Annotated in this window: 15 protein-coding genes, 2 pseudogenes and 1 riboswitch; of the genes and pseudogenes, 2 read left to right on the top strand and 15 right to left on the bottom strand. The window is 62.0% G+C overall.

Annotation, left to right across the window (positions count from 1 at the left end):
- Window positions 1-24: 24 nt before the first annotated feature.
- From C6W55_RS03375 to C6W55_RS03330, 10 genes are all read right to left on the bottom strand, one after another.
- Window positions 25-780 (bottom strand): AAA family ATPase, encoded by a 756-nt coding sequence (locus C6W55_RS03375; protein ID WP_286891474.1) that lies wholly within the window; start codon window positions 778-780, stop codon window positions 25-27.
- A gap of 81 nt (window positions 781-861) precedes the next feature.
- Window positions 862-1854: an ABC transporter permease gene (locus C6W55_RS03370; RefSeq protein WP_286891472.1), complete on the bottom strand. Its 993-nt coding sequence runs from the start codon at window positions 1852-1854 to the stop codon at window positions 862-864.
- Window positions 1851-3371: a sugar ABC transporter ATP-binding protein gene (locus C6W55_RS03365; protein WP_286891471.1), complete on the bottom strand. Its 1521-nt coding sequence runs from the start codon at window positions 3369-3371 to the stop codon at window positions 1851-1853. The genes C6W55_RS03370 and C6W55_RS03365 overlap by 4 nt, the downstream gene beginning before the upstream one ends.
- 80 nt (window positions 3372-3451) lie before the next feature.
- Window positions 3452-4621 carry a sugar ABC transporter substrate-binding protein gene (locus tag C6W55_RS03360; RefSeq protein ID WP_286891470.1) on the bottom strand — a complete coding sequence of 390 codons (1170 nt, stop codon included), beginning with the start codon at window positions 4619-4621 and terminating at the stop codon, window positions 3452-3454.
- A 555-nt stretch (window positions 4622-5176) separates the two neighbouring features.
- Window positions 5177-6055, bottom strand: coding sequence for a protein phosphatase 2C domain-containing protein (locus tag C6W55_RS03355; protein WP_286891469.1), 879 nt, complete (start codon window positions 6053-6055; stop codon window positions 5177-5179).
- Between the two features lie 7 nt (window positions 6056-6062).
- Window positions 6063-7010 carry an MTP-1 family protein gene (locus tag C6W55_RS03350; protein ID WP_286891467.1) on the bottom strand — a complete coding sequence of 316 codons (948 nt, stop codon included), beginning with the start codon at window positions 7008-7010 and terminating at the stop codon, window positions 6063-6065.
- 30 nt (window positions 7011-7040) lie between these two features.
- Window positions 7041-8123, bottom strand: a complete 1083-nt coding sequence (locus C6W55_RS03345; protein ID WP_286891465.1) for a glycoside hydrolase family 130 protein — start codon at window positions 8121-8123, stop codon at window positions 7041-7043.
- 43 nt (window positions 8124-8166) lie between these two features.
- Window positions 8167-9042 carry a carbohydrate ABC transporter permease gene (locus C6W55_RS03340; RefSeq protein WP_015256099.1) on the bottom strand — a complete coding sequence of 292 codons (876 nt, stop codon included), beginning with the start codon at window positions 9040-9042 and terminating at the stop codon, window positions 8167-8169.
- A gap of 16 nt (window positions 9043-9058) precedes the next feature.
- Window positions 9059-10048 (bottom strand): carbohydrate ABC transporter permease, encoded by a 990-nt coding sequence (locus C6W55_RS03335; RefSeq protein ID WP_015256100.1) that lies wholly within the window; start codon window positions 10046-10048, stop codon window positions 9059-9061.
- Window positions 10049-10126: 78 nt separating this feature from the next.
- Window positions 10127-11473, bottom strand: coding sequence for an ABC transporter substrate-binding protein (locus tag C6W55_RS03330; protein ID WP_015256101.1), 1347 nt, complete (start codon window positions 11471-11473; stop codon window positions 10127-10129).
- 291 nt (window positions 11474-11764) lie between these two features.
- Here C6W55_RS03330 and C6W55_RS03325 point away from each other — a divergent pair, with 291 nt between their 5' ends.
- A complete protein-coding gene (locus C6W55_RS03325; RefSeq protein ID WP_015256102.1) occupies window positions 11765-12790 on the top strand; it encodes a LacI family DNA-binding transcriptional regulator in 1026 nt (341 codons plus the stop codon).
- A gap of 211 nt (window positions 12791-13001) precedes the next feature.
- On the opposite strand, the gene C6W55_RS03320 is transcribed toward C6W55_RS03325, so the two are convergent.
- The 5 genes and pseudogenes from C6W55_RS03320 to C6W55_RS03305 all read right to left on the bottom strand — a co-directional run bounded on the left by C6W55_RS03320 (window position 13002) and on the right by C6W55_RS03305 (window position 17681).
- Entirely contained in the window at window positions 13002-14219 is a 1218-nt protein-coding gene (locus C6W55_RS03320) for a KamA family radical SAM protein (protein WP_015256103.1), read from the bottom strand.
- 198 nt (window positions 14220-14417) lie between these two features.
- A riboswitch (cyclic di-AMP (ydaO/yuaA leader) is annotated at window positions 14418-14561 on the bottom strand.
- Between the two features lie 84 nt (window positions 14562-14645).
- On the bottom strand, window positions 14646-15572 hold the full coding sequence (locus tag C6W55_RS03315) for a VanW family protein (RefSeq protein ID WP_015256104.1): 927 nt from the start codon (window positions 15570-15572) through the stop codon (window positions 14646-14648).
- Between the two features lie 82 nt (window positions 15573-15654).
- Window positions 15655-16329, bottom strand: a pseudogene (locus C6W55_RS03310) (alanine dehydrogenase); the annotation flags it as partial.
- 19 nt (window positions 16330-16348) lie between these two features.
- Window positions 16349-16411, bottom strand: a pseudogene (locus C6W55_RS18040) (hypothetical protein); the annotation flags it as partial.
- 241 nt (window positions 16412-16652) lie between these two features.
- On the bottom strand, window positions 16653-17681 hold the full coding sequence (locus C6W55_RS03305) for a LacI family DNA-binding transcriptional regulator (RefSeq protein ID WP_015256106.1): 1029 nt from the start codon (window positions 17679-17681) through the stop codon (window positions 16653-16655).
- 184 nt (window positions 17682-17865) lie between these two features.
- Between C6W55_RS03305 and C6W55_RS03300 the strand changes: the two genes are divergently transcribed.
- Window positions 17866-19992 (top strand): amylo-alpha-1,6-glucosidase, encoded by a 2127-nt coding sequence (locus C6W55_RS03300; RefSeq protein WP_286891463.1) that lies wholly within the window; start codon window positions 17866-17868, stop codon window positions 19990-19992.
- Window positions 19993-20008: the final 16 nt, after the last annotated feature.

Below are 20008 nucleotides of genomic sequence, written 5' to 3'. Positions count from 1 at the left end.
ACTCCCGCCCCCGGCGGCATCGGCTCAATCCCGCTCCCCGTCATCGGAGCGGAACAACTCTTGCAGGTACAGCTCCGGCCGGTTCAAAAAACCTTTCGTGATCTGGTAATGTTCCGTCTCCTCGTAACCGACCTTCCGGATTTCCCCGCCGTCGAAGCTGTAGATGACCGCGCCCGGGAAACCGAGCAGAATCGGCGAATGGGTCGCGATGATGAACTGCGCGCGGCCGCTCGCCGCGTGTTGGTGCAGGATGCGGAGAAACGCGAGCTGCCGGGCCGGCGACAGCGCGGCTTCGGGCTCGTCCAGCAGATAGAGGCTGCGGGTCCGGCTGCCGAACCGGTTCAGGAACAGCGACAGAAACGATTCGCCGTGCGACTGCTCGTGCAGCGATCGTCCGCCGTATCCGCCATAGTTGAACGAAGGATCCTCACTCGCCAGCCGGTCGAGGTACGAAGCGAAATGATAGAAGCTCTCGGCCCGCAGGAAGAAGCCCGACGTCACCTTCGGCAGCCAGGACAGCCGGATGTGAGGCCCGAGCGGGGCATCGGACGCTTCCACTTCGTGCGTGTGGTTCCGCCCGCCGCCGGCCGTGTTGAACCCGCACTGCCAGGCGATCGCCTCGAGCAGCGTCGATTTGCCGGAGCCGTTTTCCCCGACGAAGAACGTGACCGGCGCCGTGAACGGCAGGGTATCCAGGCTGCGGATCGCCGGAATCGCGAACGGATAGCGGTCGAAATCCGTGCCTGCGCCGCGGAGCAGGGTGACACTGCGCAGAAACATGAAGGGCGTGGCTCCTTTCGCGATTGGAGTCACGCCCAACGTATCAGAATGCACGGCCCGCCGTCAACGCCGTCCGCGTCGTCAATGCCGCCCGCGGAAATACGTGATCGCCAGCGCGGCGGCGAGCACGCCGCCTTTCACGATGTCCATCGCGTAATACGGCACGGACAGCATGATGAGCCCGTTCGACAGCACGCCGATCAGCACCGCGCCGGCGAACGTGCCGAGCGCGTTCGGCTTGCCGGAGCCGAGCACGGAGAAGCCGATGAACGCCGCCGCGACGGCCTCCATCAGATACGGGGCGCCGGCGTTCACCTCCGCACTCCCGACGCGCGCCCCGAGCACGATGCCGCCGAGTCCGGCCAGCAGCGCCGAGATGACGTACGCCGCCAGCCGGTACCGGTTCACCGGAATGCCCGACAGCTTCGCCGCTTCCGGGTTGCCGCCGATCATGTACATATAGCGGCCGTATTTCGTGTAGTTCAGGAACAGATGTACCGCCAGCACGACAATCAGCATGATGATGATGATCCACGGCACGCGGCCCAGCAGACTGAACACCTGCGGAATTTTGCCGGTCGCGAAGTCGCCGCTCGGCAGGATCATGTTCTCGGAGATCGTCGCCCCGCGGGAATAGGTGAGTGCGAGTCCCTGGAAGACGAACATCGTCGCCAGCGTCATGAGCATGTCCTGAATTTTGAACCGGGTGACGAGCAGCGCGTTCGTGAGGCCGACGACGAGGCAGGCCGCCAGCGCCGCCGCAATGCCGATTCCGAGCGGCTGGCCGTGCCAGACGAACATCGAGATGACGACCGCGCAGGCGACCGACGCCGTCGAGCCGACGGACAGGTCGAAGCCGCCGACGGCCAGTGATACGGTGAGCCCGGTCGCGATGATCGTCACGATCGAGATCGACCGGAGAATGTTGATCAGGTTGGTGTCACTGAAAAAATGATCCGTCGACACCCAGAAAATGACAATCAGCAGCGCGATGGTCAGCAGCGTTCCGTATTTGTACAGCCAGTCGAACAGCCGAAAACCTTTGAGTGCCGCAGCCGTGTCCGTCGTCTTCATTGTCCCGTGCCTCCCGTACTGTAGAGCATGATTTCATCTTCGCTCGTGCGATCGGTCTCAAGCTCCCGGACGATCCGTCCGTCGTACATGACGTACACCCGGTCCGTCAGCCCCATGATCTCCGGCACTTCGCTGGATGCGTAGAGCACGCATTTGCCGCGGACCGCCAGCCCGGCGACCAGTTCGTAGATGTCCCGCTTCGCTCCGACGTCGACGCCCTTCGTCGGCTCGTCGAAAATGTACACTTCGGCATCGGCCAGCAGCCATTTGCCGATCGCGATCTTCTGCTGGTTGCCGCCCGACAGGCTCTCGACCCTGGCGGAACCGTCCGGCGTCTTCACGCCGAGCCGGGCGATCATGTCGCCCGCCGCCAGCCGCTCCCGCGCCGCGCTCAGCCATGCGCCCAGGCGCGTATATTGCGGCAGCGTCGCCACCGTCAGGTTGGCGGTCACCGTCTCCTCCACGAAGACACCTTCGCGCCGGCGCTCCTCGGGAACGAGCGCCAGGCCGCTTCTCACCGCGTCGTGCGGCGAACCGATGGCGAGGCGGCGGCCGCCCAGCTTCAGCTCGCCGGCGACCTGCCCGGACGCACCGAACAGCGCCCGGCACAGTTCGGTCTTGCCGGCGCCGACCAGTCCGGCGAGGCCGACGATCTCGCCGGCGCGGATGTACAGGCTGGCACCCTTCACCTTGTCCCCGTCGCGGATGTCCGTCGCTTCGAACATGACCGGCCCCGGCGCGTTCGTCCGCTGCGGGAACTGCCCTTCCCACTTGGAGCCGAGCATATGCTCGACGATCTGATGCTGGGTCATCTGCTTGAGCTCGCCGCGCGCGACCACCCGGCCGTCCCGCATGATCGTGATGTCTTCGCAGATTTCGTACAGTTCCGGCAGCCGGTGCGAGATGAAAATAATCCCCGTACCCTGCGACTTGAGCAGTCGGACGAGGCGGAACAGCCGCTCCGTCTCCGCGCGGCTGAGCGGCGCCGTCGGCTCGTCCAGAATGAGGAAGCGGCAGGCGGTGGTCATCGCGCGCGCGATCAGCACCATCTGCTTCTCGGCCAGCGACAGTTCCGCTACCCGCTTCCGGGTCGGGATGCTCACCTCCAGCCGTCCGAGCACCTCCTCAGCCGCCCGGTGAACTTCTCCCCATCTGACCCGGTGCCGGCCTTTCATTTCATGGACGAGCTTCTCCATCATGATATTCTCGCCGACGCTGAGATTCGGCACGAGCGCCGTGTCGACTTCCTGATAGACGACCTGGATGCCGTGCGCCTTCGCATCCCTCGGCGTGCGGATCTTCGCCTCCCGGCCGTCGATCCGGATCGATCCGGTGTAATGGCCGTAGGCGCCCGCGAGCACCTTCATCAGCGTCGATTTGCCGGCCCCGTTCGCGCCGATCAGCGCGTGCGCCCGGCCCGCGGTTGCGGTGAAATCCGCGCCGCCCAGCGCCTGCACGCCGGGAAATGCGATCGAGATGCCGCGCATCTCAAGCAATCCCGCCGCTGTCTGCGTCATCCGGCTCACCTCCCATGCACAGATCAAGCGCCCTCGTCCAGCCGGACAAGGGCGCTGTCGTTAACCGGTCTTGACAGGCATTACTTCGCGTTGGCTGCCTTGAGATCCTTCATCCAGTCCTCTTCGAACGCGTCCGTCTGGCCCCATCCCGGAATGATCTCGGCCAGCGTCGCCATGTTGACCGTTTCTTCGGATTTGCCGAGCGTTTCCTGGTCGATCAGCGCAGCCTCGAGATTGTATTCGGCCGGCGTCTCTTCGCCCGCCAGTTTCTTCGCCAGCAGCCGGACGTTCACGGCGCCGATCATCTTCGGATCGACGGCGGCCGTCGCCACCCACGGGCTGCCTTCTTCCTGCATGATTTGCAGGTCCGCGTTCGACACGTCGATGCCGTAGATCTTGATCTCCGTCCGGCCGGCCTCGATCAGCGCCCGCGCGGCGCCGATGGCGAAGGCGTCCCACGTCGCGAAGATGGCGTCGATCTCGCCCTTCGGATACTTCGTGAGCATCGCCGCGACGGCGTTCTGCGTCTCCACCGACGTGTTCTCGTTCGCGACGCCGAACCGCTCCAGCTCCTTGATGCCCGGGTTGGCGTTCAGCACTTCCTGATAGACGGCGTTGCGGCGCACCATCGGCGGGAATCCGTCCACCCACAGATAGATGATGTTCGCGTTGCCGCCCGTGTCTTGCACGAGGCGGTCCAGCGCGTAGCGCGCCAGCGCCTGGTCGTCCTGCGCCGTGAGCGTGACACCCTCAACCGAAGCCAGATCGCCGATCGAGTCGAACGTGACGACTTCGATGCCCTTCTCGCGCAGCTTCTTCACCGCTTCGACCGTTGCCGGATCGTCGCCGTGGGAGACGATGACGCCATCCACGTCTTCCGTCGCCGCCTGCTCGAGCGCTTCAAGGAACTTCACCGAATCGCCGTTCGCGGCGAACGTGTCGACCTTGAAGCCGAGCGCCTCGCCTTCCTGCTTCGCGCCGGCCAGAAATTGCGCCGTATGATCGTCGTTGCCGATCTTGCGGATGACCTTGATCTTCACGTCGCCCCGCTCGGCGAGCGCAGCCGGCACATTCAACTCGACGTTGCTTCCTCCGCCGTTGCCGCCTCCGTTGCTTCCGCCGGCGGCTGTGCCGCTTGCGTTCCCGCCGCCGTTGCTTCCGCCCGAATTGCCCTGTCCGCAGCCCGTGACGGCCAGCGCTGCCGCCAGCACAAGCGCGAGAACGCCGCGGACTCCGACCTTGTGCTTCATTCCATAGTTCCCCCCTCGGAATTGACAGTGTTTTAATACAAGCAAATCTATCGGAAATTGATAGAATTGTCAACAGAGAAGTTTTTTCCTGATATGGGAAGGGGGTGCGCAGGGGGTTGTGTGCCGCTCTGCTTTGTCAGCGTCCCGTTGTGCCGCACGGCACCGCGCCTCTTATCCGCAAAATTCGTCCCTCAGTTCCGCTGCCGCGGGACGCCATGGCGTGTCCTTCATTTCTAACGGAACGGAGAAGCGTTATTCGGCCGATATCGGGCAGTTTTCCATTCTAACGGAACGGAGAAGCGTTATCTGCAGAAAAGAACGTCCGCACACCCGCCAAACGCCGCAATAACGCCCCTGAGTTCCGTTGCTGCCCGGAGCCGCGCCCCTTTTCCGTCAATAACGTCTCTGAGTTCCGTTGCGATTTCCCCTCACAAAAAGAAACGCCGGAAGAGCGCATTTCTGCACTCCCCGGCTGTCTCGCCAATCGTATTCACCATCTGCCCGGTAATCCCGTCCGGTCCCACGAGCTGACACGGACACCAGGACCGCCCGCCGCTACTCATCCGCAAACTCCAGCAGCACCGCCGTCTTGTCGTCCGATCGCTTGACCCGCGGAAATCTCGTGCAATCGGGATCGGACCGCTCATATTGCACGAGCCATTCCGCGTACGCTTCGAGCCCCATCCGGCCGACAAGCCGCGCGGTTTCTTCGGCGTCGAACGCTTCCGCCGGATCGGCCTTCGGCACGTACATCCCGTCCGTCATCAGCAGCAGCGAGCGGAGCCCGAGCCGGTTGATCGTGCCGGATTCGACATAGCAGGCGAACGCGGGATCGCCGTTCAGCACGGCGTACCCTTCGGGCCCCGGAGCGTTCGCCAGCCGCCGGCCCGCTTCGATGGTCGGCAGCACTGCCTGCCAGCGCGCGTCGCGCCCCGTGATGCCGGAGGCCGCCGCTTCCGACCACCGGCGCAGCGTCGCCCGGTCCACGGCGGCGAGCTGATCCCGCGTCAGGACGCGGTACGAGCCGTCCCGGTAGCCGGCGACCAGCATGCAGTCGCCCGCCTGAGCGTAGTCGACGGCGTCCGGCCGGACCCGCACGATGAGCGCGCCGGCGCTCCACAGCGCCTCCTTGCGCGCCGGGTCGATGCCGCATGCCGCCATCTCCGAAGCCAGCCGCCGGTTCGCTTCCACCAGCATGTCCGCCAGCGCCTCAGCCCTTGCATCCGCGCCAATCGGCATGCCCATGACGGTCTCCGCCGTGATCCGCGACGCCAGCACGCCGCCCGTCTCGCCGGAGGGCGCCCGGAACGGCACGAGCGATGTGGCGCCGTCCGCGACGCCGAACAGACCGTCCCGCTCCCGCACGATGAGCGCGTCTTCGTTCCACTCGCCGCTCCCCCGGATGCAGACCGTCCGGAACGTCAAGCCGCCCATCCCGCGGTCACTTCTCGTACGCGGCGAACGGGTCCGCGATCGTCACCCGGTGCGCCTCTGCGTCGCTGATGCCGGCGTACAGGTCGGCCGTGCCGTTCGAATGACGGATCAGCCCGCCGCTGAAGACGACATCGACGAGGTCCGGACGCTTCGCGGGTCCAGCCGGGAAGTCGGCCCGTTCCGCGATGATCGACATGTCGGAAAATTTGCCAGTCGTCGGATCGAATACGAATGTCATCGGATAATAATGCCGGTTGCCCTGCTCGTCGAACCGGGCGATATGCCCGAGCACGCCGAGCAGCCCGTTCGAGAGCACATGGATTTCGTTGCATCCTCCCCACTCTTCGTCCAGGAACTGGCCTTCGAGCAGCGGCGCCTGATGGATCACGTCAAGCGACAGGTCGTCCAGCTTGCCGATGCGGGCGTAGCCGATCTTGCCTCTTCCGCCCTTCTCGCCCTGCGGACGCGTGAACACGCCGATGCTTCCGTCCCTGAGCTGGACGAGACGCAGATCCTTCATCTGATCAGGCCCCTGGAAGAACGGTTTCTTGTCCACGAGGCCCGACTCTTTGTAGAAAACCGTCCGCCAGCCGAGTTTGCCCGGATCGACCGGATGGGGATAGGTCTCCACACCCCCGATGATCAGCTCGCCCGAAATGCGTGTATAGAACGGGTCTTGCAAGGCCAGGACGGGTGAATCGCTCCGCTGCACCCATTTGCCGTCCCGATTGACGAAAAAGTAAATCTCCGATTGCTCGCTGTCCCGGCGCTCGACCCGTCCTGCAATCACGATCTCGCCGTCCAGCACAAACGGCGCCGTGATGTTGTACACGTCGCGCCCTTCCACGCCGTCGAACACGATTTTCTCGGCGTAGAACGGCCGCTTGCCTCCCGCGCGATAGACCTCAAGCAACTCGACACAGGATTTGACCCCGCTGTTCTTCCAGAGTGCCATGACCGCTGATGTCCTTTCCGCTGTATTGTCCTATTTCAATAAATTAAACACTTCTTCGAGTGAAAAAGTTGCGGATGCTGTCGATTCGTCGGAGACGCCGTAGTACATGGTCACCCGGCCATCCTTCACGACCGCGCCGCATGCGAAGACGACGCCGGCGAAGAACCCGGTCGTCTCATATTCCGCTTCCGGCGACATGAACGGTTCCGCCGTGCGCGCGATGACGCGGCCCGGATCGTTCAGATCGAGCAGCACCGCGCCCATGCAATAGCGGTGGTCGCTGTCGGCCCCGTGATACAGGAGCAGCCATCCTTCGTCCGTCCGGATCGGCACGCAGCCCGCTCCGATCCGCGCGCTGTCCCATCCGCTCTCGGAAATGCCCATGAGAAACCGATGATTGCCCCAATGGATGAGGTCCGGCGATTCCGCGATCCACATCTCGGGCTTGCCGATGCCTTCGGGAACCGGACGGTGCACCATCATGTACTTCCCGTTGATTTTTTCGGGGAACAACACAACGTCCTTGTTCGTCGGCGCAAGAATCGTCCCTTCCCGTGTGAACGACCGGAAATCGCGGGTCGACAGCAGGCCGACGGCCACCCCTTTCTCGGAAACGGCGCTGTAGGTGACAAGAAAGCGGTCGTCGATTTTCGTGATGCGCGGATCTTCGATCCCCCACGTCTCCAGCGGTCCCGCCGGAACGACGCTCGGCCGCTCGTCAATCGTGAACCGCTCGCCGTCCCGGCTTCTCGCCACCCGGAGATGCGACAGCGTCGTCAGCCAGATCGTTTCGCCGCGCCGGTTCTTCACGACGCGCCGATCGCTGAAATCCAGATCCGGATCGTTTCGATCCAGCTCCACGATGCATACCGACGACTCTCCGAAACCGCTCGCATCCGCGCGCAGCACCGGCACGGTCACCTTGCCGGGATCCGTCTGGCGCGGCCGTTCCGCCACGCGCAGGAGCAGCACAATCTCATCGCCGCATTCCGCCACGCCGGCATTGAAAGCGCCGAGCACCTCCCAGTCCGGAAAAGACGGCTTCACATCGGCCGGCGTAATCAGCGGATTCAGCGGCGAACGCCGAACGCCGATTTGCGGTTTCACTCTCACCAGTTTCTCCTCCCATCCATTCCAAACCGGATCTATATTTCATTTAATCTTTAAGTCCCGTAAAGGTGATACCTTCGATGAAGTAACGCTGCGCGACGAAGAACAGCAGCACGACCGGCAGCGCGATGATGATGGACATGGCCATCAGATAGTTCCATTGCGGCGCCTCGTTCACCCCGCCCATGAAGAAGTACATCCCGACGTTCATCGTGTACAGCTTCATGTCGGTCAGGTAGATGAGCGGGCCGAGAAAATCGTTCCAATACCCGCGGAACGCGAAGATGGCGACCGCGAGCAGCGCAGGCCGGATCTGCGGCAGCATGATCAGGAAGAACGTCTGCAGCGTATTCGCCCCGTCGATCTCGGCCGCGTCGTCCAGCTCCCGCGGAATCGTCAGGAAGAACTGGCGCAGCAGGAAAATGTAGAACGGTCCCCACGCCGTCCACGCCCGCAGCACGAGCGGATCGAACTCGCCCACCAGTCCGAAGTGCTGCCAGATCAGGAACGTCGGAATGAGCGTCACGTGAAACGGCAGCATCATCGTCGCCAGCAGAATGAGAAAGATCAGATCGCTGCCGGGAAAACGGAACCGCGCGAACCCGTACGCGACGATCGTGGCGCTCGCCAGCTCCGCCGTAATGCCGAGCACGACGACGAAGATCGTGTTCCCGAGGTAGCGGTTGAACGGCATCGCCGTCCACGCCTCCGCGAAGTTGCGCCACTGCGGCGGATCCGGTATCCACTGCGGCGGCCAGGCGAAAATGTCGCCTTCCTGCTGCAGCGCGGTCGACAGCATCCAGAAGAACGGCACGAGAATGACCGCCGCCAGCAACGTCACAATGATATAAATGAGCGCCCGCTTGATCGCATTCATCCGCCTGGTGCCCAATCCTCCACCTGCCGCCAAGCTTCTCGCCATGATCGTAAGTCCCTCCTTATCGCTTCATGTCCGACTCGTAGTGGACCCAGGCCGGGGACGAGCGGAACACGAGCAGCGTAAGAACCAGAATGATCAAGAAGAGCACCCAGGCGATCGCGGAAGCTTCGCCCATGTGCATCTGGGTGAAGCCCCGCTCATAGACGAGCTGGTTCATGAACTTGCCGGCCGCGGTCGACGGACGAACGAACATCGCGATCGTAAAAATTTGCAGCGCGCCGATCATCCCCATGACGATCTGCAGCAGAATAACCGGCGAGATCTGCGGCACCGTAATATGCAGGAACTTCCGGAAGCCGCTTGCCCCGTCGATCTCGGCCGCCTCGTACAGGGAGCGCGGCACCCCTTGCAAGCCCGCGAGGAAGACGACGGTGTTCGTGCCGAAGATGCCCCAGACGCTCATGATGATGAAGGCCGGCAGAATGAAGTCCGGATCACCGAACCAGTTCGGCTTGCCCATGCCGAAGAGCTTGAAGAACGGCGACAGGATGTAGTTCAGAATGCCGGACTCGCTGTTGAACATCCACCGCCACAGGAGCGCCACCGCCACTTCCGGCAGCACCGCGGGCAGGAAATAGATCGTCCGGAACGTGCCGATGCCCTTGATCCGGTTATTGAGCAGCATCGCGATGAGCAGCGCGCCGATAACCCCGATCGGAAGCGAGAACAGGGCATAGAGCAGCGTAATCCGGACCGAGGGCCAGAATTCGATGTCCAGCGTGAACAATTTGATGTAGTTGTCCAGCCCGACCCATTCCGTCTTCCCGAAGATCGACGATTTCGTGAAGCTCAGGTACAGCGAATCGCCGAGCGGGTACAGGGTGAAAATGAGAAATCCGACGATCCACGGCGAGACGAGCGCCAGCCCCATCGCCTGCTTCTTCTTCCATCCAAACCACCGGAACAGGTGATAGATCAGGAAAGCGATCACGGCCAGCGCGACCGGCACGAGCAGCCAGCGGAACAGCGTCGCCAGATGATTCTCCACTGCCGCTTCCTCCTTTCCGTTCATCACGGACTTCGAGCAAACAAAGGAGGCAGCGGACTGCCTCCTTCGCAAGATGCGTTATTGCAGCGCGTTGTCGAGCAACGGTTTCACCTTCGGAATGAGATCGTCCGGACGTGCGCCCGCGTTGATGATCGGGTCCATGAGCTGCGTCCAGAAAATGTTGTCCCAGTCCGGGTACTTTTCCGAATAGCGATACGGTCTTGCATATTCCATCGACGCGATGATCGCTTCAAGCGAATGCGCCTTGTCCGGATGCAGTTCTTTGAGCGTTTCGAGATCAGCCAGCGATTTGCGCGGCGGCATGATCTTCCAGTGGTGAATCGCATCGGTCAGATCCAGGAGCGCCTGGAATGCGGCGTCCGGATTTTTCGTCTTCGCGTTGATGCCCATGCCGAGAATGTCGCCGAACGTAACGTGCGTGCCGCCCGGACCCGCCGGCACCATGAACGCCTGCACGTTCTCGACGGTCGAGTCGAGATTGTCGGCGGCGCCGCCCATGAACATCGCGACCTGACCGTTGCGGAACATCTGGTCGAACCCGCGGTCGCGGATGATGCTTTGCGACGGAACGAGCGGACCTTGCACGAGGTCGGCGTAGAAGTTCAGCGCCTCTTTCGCCTCCGGCGTATCGATCGGCGACGACTTCATGTCTTCCGTGATGACTTCCCCGCCGTTCTGCCAGATGAACATTTGCGCCGGCGGCCAGCCGTTCAGCGTAAAGCCCCATTGCACCGTGTTGTTCGCATCAAAGCCTTCTTCGTCCGCACGCTTGCCGTTCGCATCCTTCGTCAGCTTCTTGGCCGCCTGGATGAAATCATCCCACGTCCAGCTTTCATCCGGATAGTCGAGCCCCGCTTCGTCGAACAGCGCCTTGTTGACATACATCATGACGGGCTGCTGCAGCCAGGGCAGACCGTAGATCTTGCCGTCATGCGTGAATGGCCCCAGAGACGCTTCATAGTAATCGTTCGTGTCGGCCGCCGGATGCGAAGCGCTTGCAAGCCGGTCGGTGATGTCGAGCATGACGCCGCCCGCGGCGAATTGCGCGGCGCGCTGCGCGCTGACCCAGAACAGATCGGGGCCGGAGTCGCCCGACAGCTGCGTGATCATGCGCGTATCGTATTCCGCCGGGTTGGAATCCTGCACGATTTCGTACGTGGTCGACTTGGCGTTCAGATCGTCGAGGATGGCCTGCAGTTCCTTCGCCTCATCGGCGCCCGCCCACGTCGCCAGCCGGATTTGCACCTTCCGGGCCGGTTCGCCGCCCGAATTGTTGCCGGACGAGCCGTTGTTCGCTGCGTTTCCGCCGTTCCCGCCGTTGTCGTTCTTGCCTCCCCCGCAAGCGGACAACACAAGCGCAATGACCAGGAGAACCGACACCAGCATGGATAACCTCTTCTTCATTGACACTGCCCCCTAGCTCCATGTTGGGAAACATGACTTGAACGATGACAACAATAACATTACAAAAATTATAAGTTTAATTTTGTAACGTTATTATCCTCGTTACAAACACATTATGCGTCAGGATGACAACACTGTCAACAATCTGAATCATCGAATTTCAAGCTCGGTTTAGTCTTGTTTTTTCGCAATTTCGTTTACTTTTACTGCATGATAATGTATATTGATTTTGTAACGTTACAAAAATGAAATTGCTTCGGCATCCGTTTGCCGCTGAAAGGGTTTGTCTTGATGGCCAAAAAGAAAATTGTCATGCAGGATATCGCAGACCGTCTCAATCTGTCCAAAAACTCGGTGTCGCAGGCGCTCTCCGGCAAGGACGGCGTCAGCGAAGAAACCCGGAGAAAAATCATCCAGACCGCCCTCGAGATGGGGTATCGCTATACACCGAAGAAATCGTCGGAAAACAAGCACAAGCAGGTGCGGACGATCGGACTTATCGCGTCCGAGTTCGCTTTCTCGATGAAAAATTTCTTCGGCGAGATCTATCTCGCCATCGAGCGCGAGGCGCAGCGCCACGGGATCAGCCTGCGGATCCAGTCGATCACGCCGGAAGCCCGCGATCAGCTGGTGCTGCCGGCATTCATCGAGCATCAGGACGTGGACGGTCTGCTTATTCTCTCTCATATCAGCACTGATTATGTGAACCACGTGCTCGTCAAGGGCATTCCGACCGTGCTCATTGACCATCATCATCCGCTGATCGAGGCCGACGCCGTCCTGACCAACAACCGTTTCGGCGCATACACGGCAGTCCGGCATCTGCTTGAACTGGGACACCGGAGCATCGGCATTCTCGGCAACATCGACGCCTCGCCGAGCTACCAGGAACGATGGGAAGGCTATCTGCTCGCCATGCGGGAGTACGGCATCGAGCCGCCCCAGGCGCACATGCTGGTCCATGTCACGGAGGAAGGCGGGAAGATCGAAGAAGCACTTCGCGCCGTCCGCGAGAAGCCGAGCGCCTGGTTCTGCATGAACGACGGCTTCGCGTTCTTCGCTTGCTCCGTGTTGCGGAACATGGGGTGCGCCATCCCGGACGACGTCTCCGTCTGCGGTTTCGACAACAGCGATTTCTCGCAGATCGGCGTCCCGAAGATCACGACGATGAACATCGATCTCGACTTGTTTGCGAAGGAAGCGTTCGCCCAATTGTTGCGCCGCATTGAGCGGCCGGATGACGCGTACCGCGAAATTCTGCTGCCGACGCGGCTGGTGAAGCGGGAATCGACAGGGGCGTACGTCGGACAGACCTGACGCGGACGGCTGCGATCAAGGATGCTCCCCTCAAGGCAGACACCTGAAAGAACAATTATCGGGGCTGCTTGAGGGGAGTTTTTTCTATGGGGAGTAAGAAAATGGACTCCGCAATTCGCGGAGTCCAGACTTTTCATGATTGCTATTTTCACTGTCTGCTTGACCGGGAGCGGCTCAACACATGTCCCGAATCGGCCGTTTTCATCTGCGCTCAACTCGGTTCAGCCACTTCGACCCGCTGGACGGCATCGGCCGTCCGACCCCGCTTGACGCGTTTCACAGGGACCGGCGGAAGCTCATTGACGGAGACGACCTTGTCGGTCTTCTTCCCGGGTTTCTTCCAATATTTCTCGCTGCCGGGCAGATCGTCGAACCACGCCGCGTCCGGGGGGCAGTCGAGCACCATGAACTTGCCGTATTCCCCGTCGCGGGACTGGTGGTATTTCAGGTACGCCTTCCCGTTCTCGATGGCCAGAATTTCAATCTTGCCGGACGTATGGCTCATCGACAGGCGCACCCTTTTGCCCAGACCGGATGTTCGCGCTTTCGCTTCTTCCACCAGCCGATACACCCGTTCCAGCGGCAGCACGAAGTCGCTGTTGCCCGCCACCGGCCGGTTGACGAAGAAGTAGTACGGCGTCACGCCCGCCCAGGACAGCTTGTCGAGCAGTTCGGCGAGCACCTCGGCGTTGTCGTTGATTCCCTTCAGAATCGGCGTCTGATTGACGACGATCGCGCCCGCCTGGTGCAGCGCGTCGAACCCCCGCTTCGCCTCGGGCGTAATCTCGCGCGGGTGATTGACATGCGCCATGACATAGATGCGCTTCTCGGGCGTCGAGTGTTCCCGGATCAGTTCGAGCAGATCCGGATCTTCATAGATGCGCATCGGATTGAAGACCGGCAGCTTCGAGCCGAGCCGGATGATCTTCACGTGCGGTATCGAACGCAGCCGTTCGATGATGGCCCTGAGCCGCGGTGTGCCGAGCATGAGGCTGTCGCCGCCCGTCAGCAGCACGTTGTTGATTTCGGGATGCGCCGCGATATAGTCCAGACCCGGCGACACGTCGGTCACCGCTTCCTTCACGTCGTTGCGGAACAGCCGCTTCCGGAAGCAATACCGGCAATAGGCGCCGCACACTTCGGAGACGATCAGCAATGCCGTCGTCTTGTATTTGTGCTGGCAGCCGGGCACGACGTAGTTCGTGTCCTCGTCCGACGCGTCCCACCGCCCGTACTCCTTCAGCTCGCCCGTATTCGGGATGACCAGCTTGCGGATCGGATCGTCCGGGTCGTTCCAATCAATCAGATTCAGATAATAATCGTTCACGCGGAAGACGAATTTCTCCGTGATCGGCTTGAGCTGCTCCCGTTCCGCTTCGGGAAGCATCGTGATTTTCGAAATGTCGGTAATGTATCTCACCTTCGCCATTTTACGCCTCTCCTTTCGTTTGCCTCTTCAGGGATTTGTAACAATGGCAATGTTGATATAACCTCCTTCCTCTCCGGATTAGAAACCAGCCGAGCCAATTTAAAAAAATCATTGCGGATAAGGCCTGAAGAAAGAAAAAAGACCCGTGAGGGGTCTGTGGCATAACATGCCGATCATGCACGCCATAAGCTTCGTTCAATTCAGACCCATCTCCCGCTGACGAGGTTAGCTGACGGGCTCGGGTCGATGGTCCCCTACGTCCGGCCGGCGGACGATTCGCCCCAATTGACTGGTTCCCCCGCTTCCCGGACATTGCCACCGGGAATTAAGCGTGTTTTTAGGATAACGGATTTGGCCCGATCTGTCAAAAAACAACGGACCGCCCCGGGACAGAGACGCGCATCCGCACGTCCGCGGACGGGACGGTCAGCCCGCATCCGGGTGCAGCGCGTCGCGCACCTCCTCGATTTGCCCGCGCTGTATGCCCGGCACTTTCCGCGGATGATGGCGGACCGATTCGGTCGAATACAGGACGACGCGCATCGTGCCGCGGGCGGCGTACGCCCGGATCAGCACCGGCTGATTGAGCGTGTTGCGGAAAGCGAAATCCGGCCCGTACCAGCTCACCGTCGCGTCCCGGCCGGGCGGCACATAGGCGACATGGCGGCTGTGGGCATACCGCTCAACGATCTCGAGTCCCGCGTTGTCCACCGCGTTGAACAGCGTCGACGACACCTGGCAGATGCCGCCGCCCACCCCTTCGGACAATTCGCCGCGCACGATGACGGGCGCCTGCCGGTAGCCCCGCTCCACCGTCCGCTTGCCAATCGTCCGGTTGAAGGAGAACGTCTCCCCGGGAAAGACGACCGTGCTGTCGAGCGCCGCGGAAGCCAGCTCGATGTTGTGGGACCGGTTCCGGTTCCTCGGGTTGTAATAGGTGACGTATCGGCCGATCACTTTCTCGTTCAGCCCGGCGAGCAATGCGCTGTCGACCTTCGCCGGCACCTGCCGCGCGGGCGGCTCCATGTCCGCCTCTCCGCTTCCGTAGAAATACGCGTAGAACTGCGACTCGAACGCTTCCCTGTCCAGCTTGCGCCCCGGCTGCTCCGGCCGAATCGTTCCGTTCGCGGCGAATTTCGCGTTGCGCGCCGGAACGTCCACTTTCGCCGCCAGACCGTCAGCCAACCGGTCGAGCCTGGCGGGATCGACAAAACCGGTGCCGGGCAGCGCGAACTCGCCGCGATGGATCCGGATCGTCTCGCCGGGAAGCCGGATCGTCAGCGCGCCGTCCGCCCCGTCCGGCAAGTCCGGCGAGAGGAGCGCGATCAGACCGGCCAGCATCATCCATTTCAACAGCACACACCTCCTGCATGACCGGATGCCGGCATTCCGGCTTATTCTGACCCGTGCCGGTATCCTTCATGCATGGCGCGGATTATTCCCTGCCGCCGGCGTTCAGCAGCGTCTCGACCGGCACATACGGCAAGCCGACCGCCTTCGCGACCGCTTCGTTGGTTACGGCCCCGCAGGCGGTGTTTATGCCGCGGGCGAGCGCCGGGTCGGACGCGGCCGCCTGCCGGATGCCGGGACCCGCGATCTTCATCGCGTAGGGCAGCGTGACGTTCTCAAGCGCCATCGTCGAGGTGCGCGGCACCGCGCCCGGCATGTTGGCGACGGCGTAATGCACGACCCCGTGCTTTACATAGGTGGGATTGTCGTGCGTCGTCACGCGGTCGATCGTCTCGATCGATCCGCCCTGATCGACGGCCACGTCGACGATGACCGACCCCGGCTGCATCCGTTTCACCATCGCCTCGCTGACGAGCTTCGGCGCCTTCGCGCCGGGGATGAGCACGGCTCCGATGAGCAGATCGGCCCGCTCGACGGCCCGCTCCAGCTCGACCGGATGCGACATGATCGTCGTCACCTGGCCCTCGAACAGATCGTCCAGCTCGCGAAGCCGGCGCGGGTTAATGTCCAGGATGGTGACGCGCGCCCCCGAGCCGAGCGCACGCTTCGCCGCATTCGTGCCGACGATGCCGCCGCCGATGATGACGACTTCGGCGGGCGCCACGCCCGGCACGCCGCCGAGCAGGATGCCCTTGCCGCCGCGTCAAGGCACTGACGCCCGCGGGCGTAAGCGCCACCCGGTTTTCGTTGTTCTTGACTTCCTTCGGCACGCCGATCCGCATCCGCCGAGCCTCCTTCCCGTCCTTACAGCCCGTTGTCCGCGGCCGCATCACGCTCCGCGTTCACTGTCAGCATATTCGGACGTCCGCCGTGTTGTCCGCATGCAGCGGCATCCAACTCTAGCATGCCCCGGGCATGCGCCGGTCATGAAGCGCGGATGCAGCCGGCGCATCGAACCGAAGCTGCGGAACGAACGAAAGAAGCCTTCGCGCTTTCATGAGCGCGAAGGCTTCCTTTGTTGCATCAGTTTTGTCGAACCGGGGCCGGCCCCGTGCTGGCGCGCACGATGAGCTCGGCGGGCATCTTGCGGTAGCGCGGCACCTGCCGCCCTTCCAGCATGTCGATCAGCGTGGCGGCCGCAATGTAGCCCATCTGGTATTTGTCCTGATTGACCGTCGTCAGGGCGGGCGTGCAATATTGCGCTGCGACGATGTTGTCGAAGCCGATGATGGAGATGTCCTCCGGCACCCGCTTGCCCAGCGCGCGGATCGCCTGCAGCGCCCCGAGCGCCATCAGGTCACTCGCGCAGAAGATCGCCGTCAACTCCGGGCACGACGTCAGCAGCCGGTAAGCCGCATCTTTGCCGCCGTCTTCGCTGAACCCGCCGTCTTCGACGTACCGATCCGCGAACGGGATGCCGTGCCGCCCAAGCGCCTGCCTGTAGCCGTCGAGCCGCTGGATGCTGACGGCCGCCTGGGCATGCCCGTTGATCATGCCGATATGGCGGTGGCCGCGTTCGATCAGATGCGTGACCGCCTCCATCGCGCCCTGCACGTTGTCGGTCATCACATAGCCGATGTTCTTCTTCCGCTCAATCGGGATATCGATCAGCACGCAGGGAATGGAGGCGTGCAGCATTTCTTCCAGATACGGATCATCCAGCCGCATGCCCATCATGATGACGCCGTCGACTCCTCGCTCCTTGCACAGCGCCTTGTAGGATTTCTGGCGCTGCTTCTGCGGCGTGGTGTTGAACAGCACCAGGTCATATTCGAGTTCGGCGGCGCGGTCGTTCATGCCGCAGAGCATCTCGAACACGATGTTGTCTTTCACGCTGTTGCGGGTCAAGGCGGAGAGCAGCAGTCCGAGCGTGCGGCTCCGCTTCGAGACAAGGGTTCTCGCGGCGATGTTGGGGCTGTATCCGAGCTGATCCGCGACTTCCTGTATGCGCCGCCTCGTCTCCGGATTGACGTCGTCATGGCCGTTGAGCGCACGGGATACCGTCGTCACGCTGACGCCGGCCTGGCGCGCGACATCCTTGATCGTCGTCACGAGAATTTGTCCCCTTCCGAAACGTTTCGTACTTTTCAACTCTATTTTAATGGAATTCCAATAGATTCTCAACCGCCCGAAAATATTTGTTTGTCCCCTATTGCAAACGTTTACGTCACAGAATATAATGACAGGTATCCGAAACGTTTCGGATAATTGGCGGGAGTCTGGAGAGGATTTCAAGTTGAAACATCGCGTAATTAAAGAGAACGACCTGTTTTTCCTGACGGACGAGAGCGGCGACATCCCGCCGGGCTCTACAGACGGCTGCGGATTGTACACGCAGGATACGCGGTTTCTGAGCCGGCTTGAACTGAGCATCAACGGCGTGAAGCCGATTCTCCTCGAGTCCTCGGCCGAGACGAACTGTCAGGCCGTGTTCAGGCTGACGAATCCGCATATGGAAGAGGAAGGTCAGGTCAAGCTGTGGCGGGAAACGGTGGAAATCATGCGGCACCGTTTCATCCAGGACGGCGTTTTGTACGAATCGATCGCTTATACGAACTACGGTCCGAAAACGGTCGGTTTCGAGACGTCGATCACCGTTGACGCGGACTTCGCCGACATGTTCACCGTACGCGGCATCAAGGCCGGAATGATCGGCTCCGTGACGGGCAAGAGCGTCGATGCGGACCGTATCGCCATCCGCTACGCCGGCGCCGACGGCATCGCGCGGGAGACCCGCATCGCCTGGAACATCCCGGCCGACCGGGTGTCGCCCGACGGAACGGTAACGTTTGCGGTCGAGCTGAAGCCCCGCGAGGTTCGCACGATCGAACTGACCGTGACGCCCGTCATTGCGGACAAGGCGCCGCAGGCGAAACCGCGCGAGGAAGCGCTGCGGCTGCTGGACGCGTCTTACCGCCGCTGGGAGCAGGGGTCCACATCGGTCGACAGCGACCTGGAGATTTTCAACAAGCTGTACCACCGCGGCATGCGCGATCTGCGGATGCTGCTCACGGATCTCGGCCACGGGCCGTTCCCTGTCGCCGGCCTGCCGTGGTACGCGGTGCCGTTCGGCCGCGACAGTCTGATCGCCGCGCTGCAGATGCTGCCGGCCAACCCCGAAGTCGCGCTCGGCACGCTGCGGACCATGGCGGTCTATCAGGGGAGCAAGGTTGATCCGTGGCGGGACGAAACGCCGGGCAAAATTATGCATGAAATCCGTTACGGCGAGCTGGCGAACACGAATCAGATTCCGTTCACGCCCTACTATGGTTCGGTGGATTCGACGCCGCTGTTCGTCGTTCTGGCCATCGAATATTACCGCTGGACCGGCGACTTGGGCGCCATCCGCGAGCTGATGCCGGCGCTTGAACGGGCGCTGGAATGGATCGACCAAAGCGGCGATCTGGACGGCGACGGCTTCGTCGAATACCACTCCGTCTCATCGGGCGGCATCGCGAACCAGGGATGGAAAGATTCCGGCGACTCGATCGTTCACGCATCCGGCGATTTCGCCGAGACGCCGATCGCCCTCGCGGAAGTGCAGGGCTACGTTTACCTTGCGAAGACGGGGATGGCGGAGATTTTCCGCAAGCTGGGCCGCAACGCCGAAGCGGAAGCGCTGGAACGGGCCGCGGCGGACATGAAGCGCCGGTTCGAGCAGTCGTTCTGGATGGCGGATGAGTCCTTCTACGCGATCGCACTTGACCGGGAAAAACGGCAGGTGCAATCGGTGACGTCGAACCCGGGCCATCTGCTGATGACAGGGCTGCCGGACGAGAACCGCGCGGAACTCGTCGCCCGCCGGCTCACGGCGGAAGACATGTTCAGCGGCTACGGCATCCGCACGATGAGCGAGAAGTCCACCGGGTACAACCCGATGAGCTATCACAACGGCAGCGTATGGCCGCACGACAACTCGCTGTGCCTGATCGGCATGAGCCGCATGGGATTCATCGAGCAGGCGCTCAAGGTAACCCGGGGGCTCATGCGGGCAGCCGAACATTTCGAATACGCCCGGCTGCCGGAATTGTTCTGCGGCTATGAGGATACACTCGGACGCCCGGTACCGTATCCGGTCGCCTGCTCGCCGCAGGCGTGGGCGGCGGGCACGCCGCTGATCTTCCTGCAAGTATTCCTGGGACTCGATCCCGATGTGCCGGATGGCATCATCCGACTCAGGCCGGCCTTGCCGGAGGGCATGAATCGGCTGAGCGTGCGCCAGCTTCGCGTCGGCTCCGGAACCCTGTCGCTGACGGTCACGCGGCGGGAAGGAAACGCGGTGCCGGAAGTCGAGGTCGAACACAATTCGACCGGCTGCGAGCTGCGCGTGCTTCATGCAATACATCAAGATGTTCAAAATTAATAGGGAGGTTCTGCAG

Origin of the sequence: Thermobacillus sp., from assembly GCF_003390775.1 — a bacterium.
GTDB classification, from domain to species: domain Bacteria; phylum Bacillota; class Bacilli; order Paenibacillales; family Paenibacillaceae; genus Thermobacillus; species Thermobacillus xylanilyticus.
Note: the sequence above shows the minus strand (reverse complement) of the source record. Positions and strands in the feature narration are given on the sequence as shown.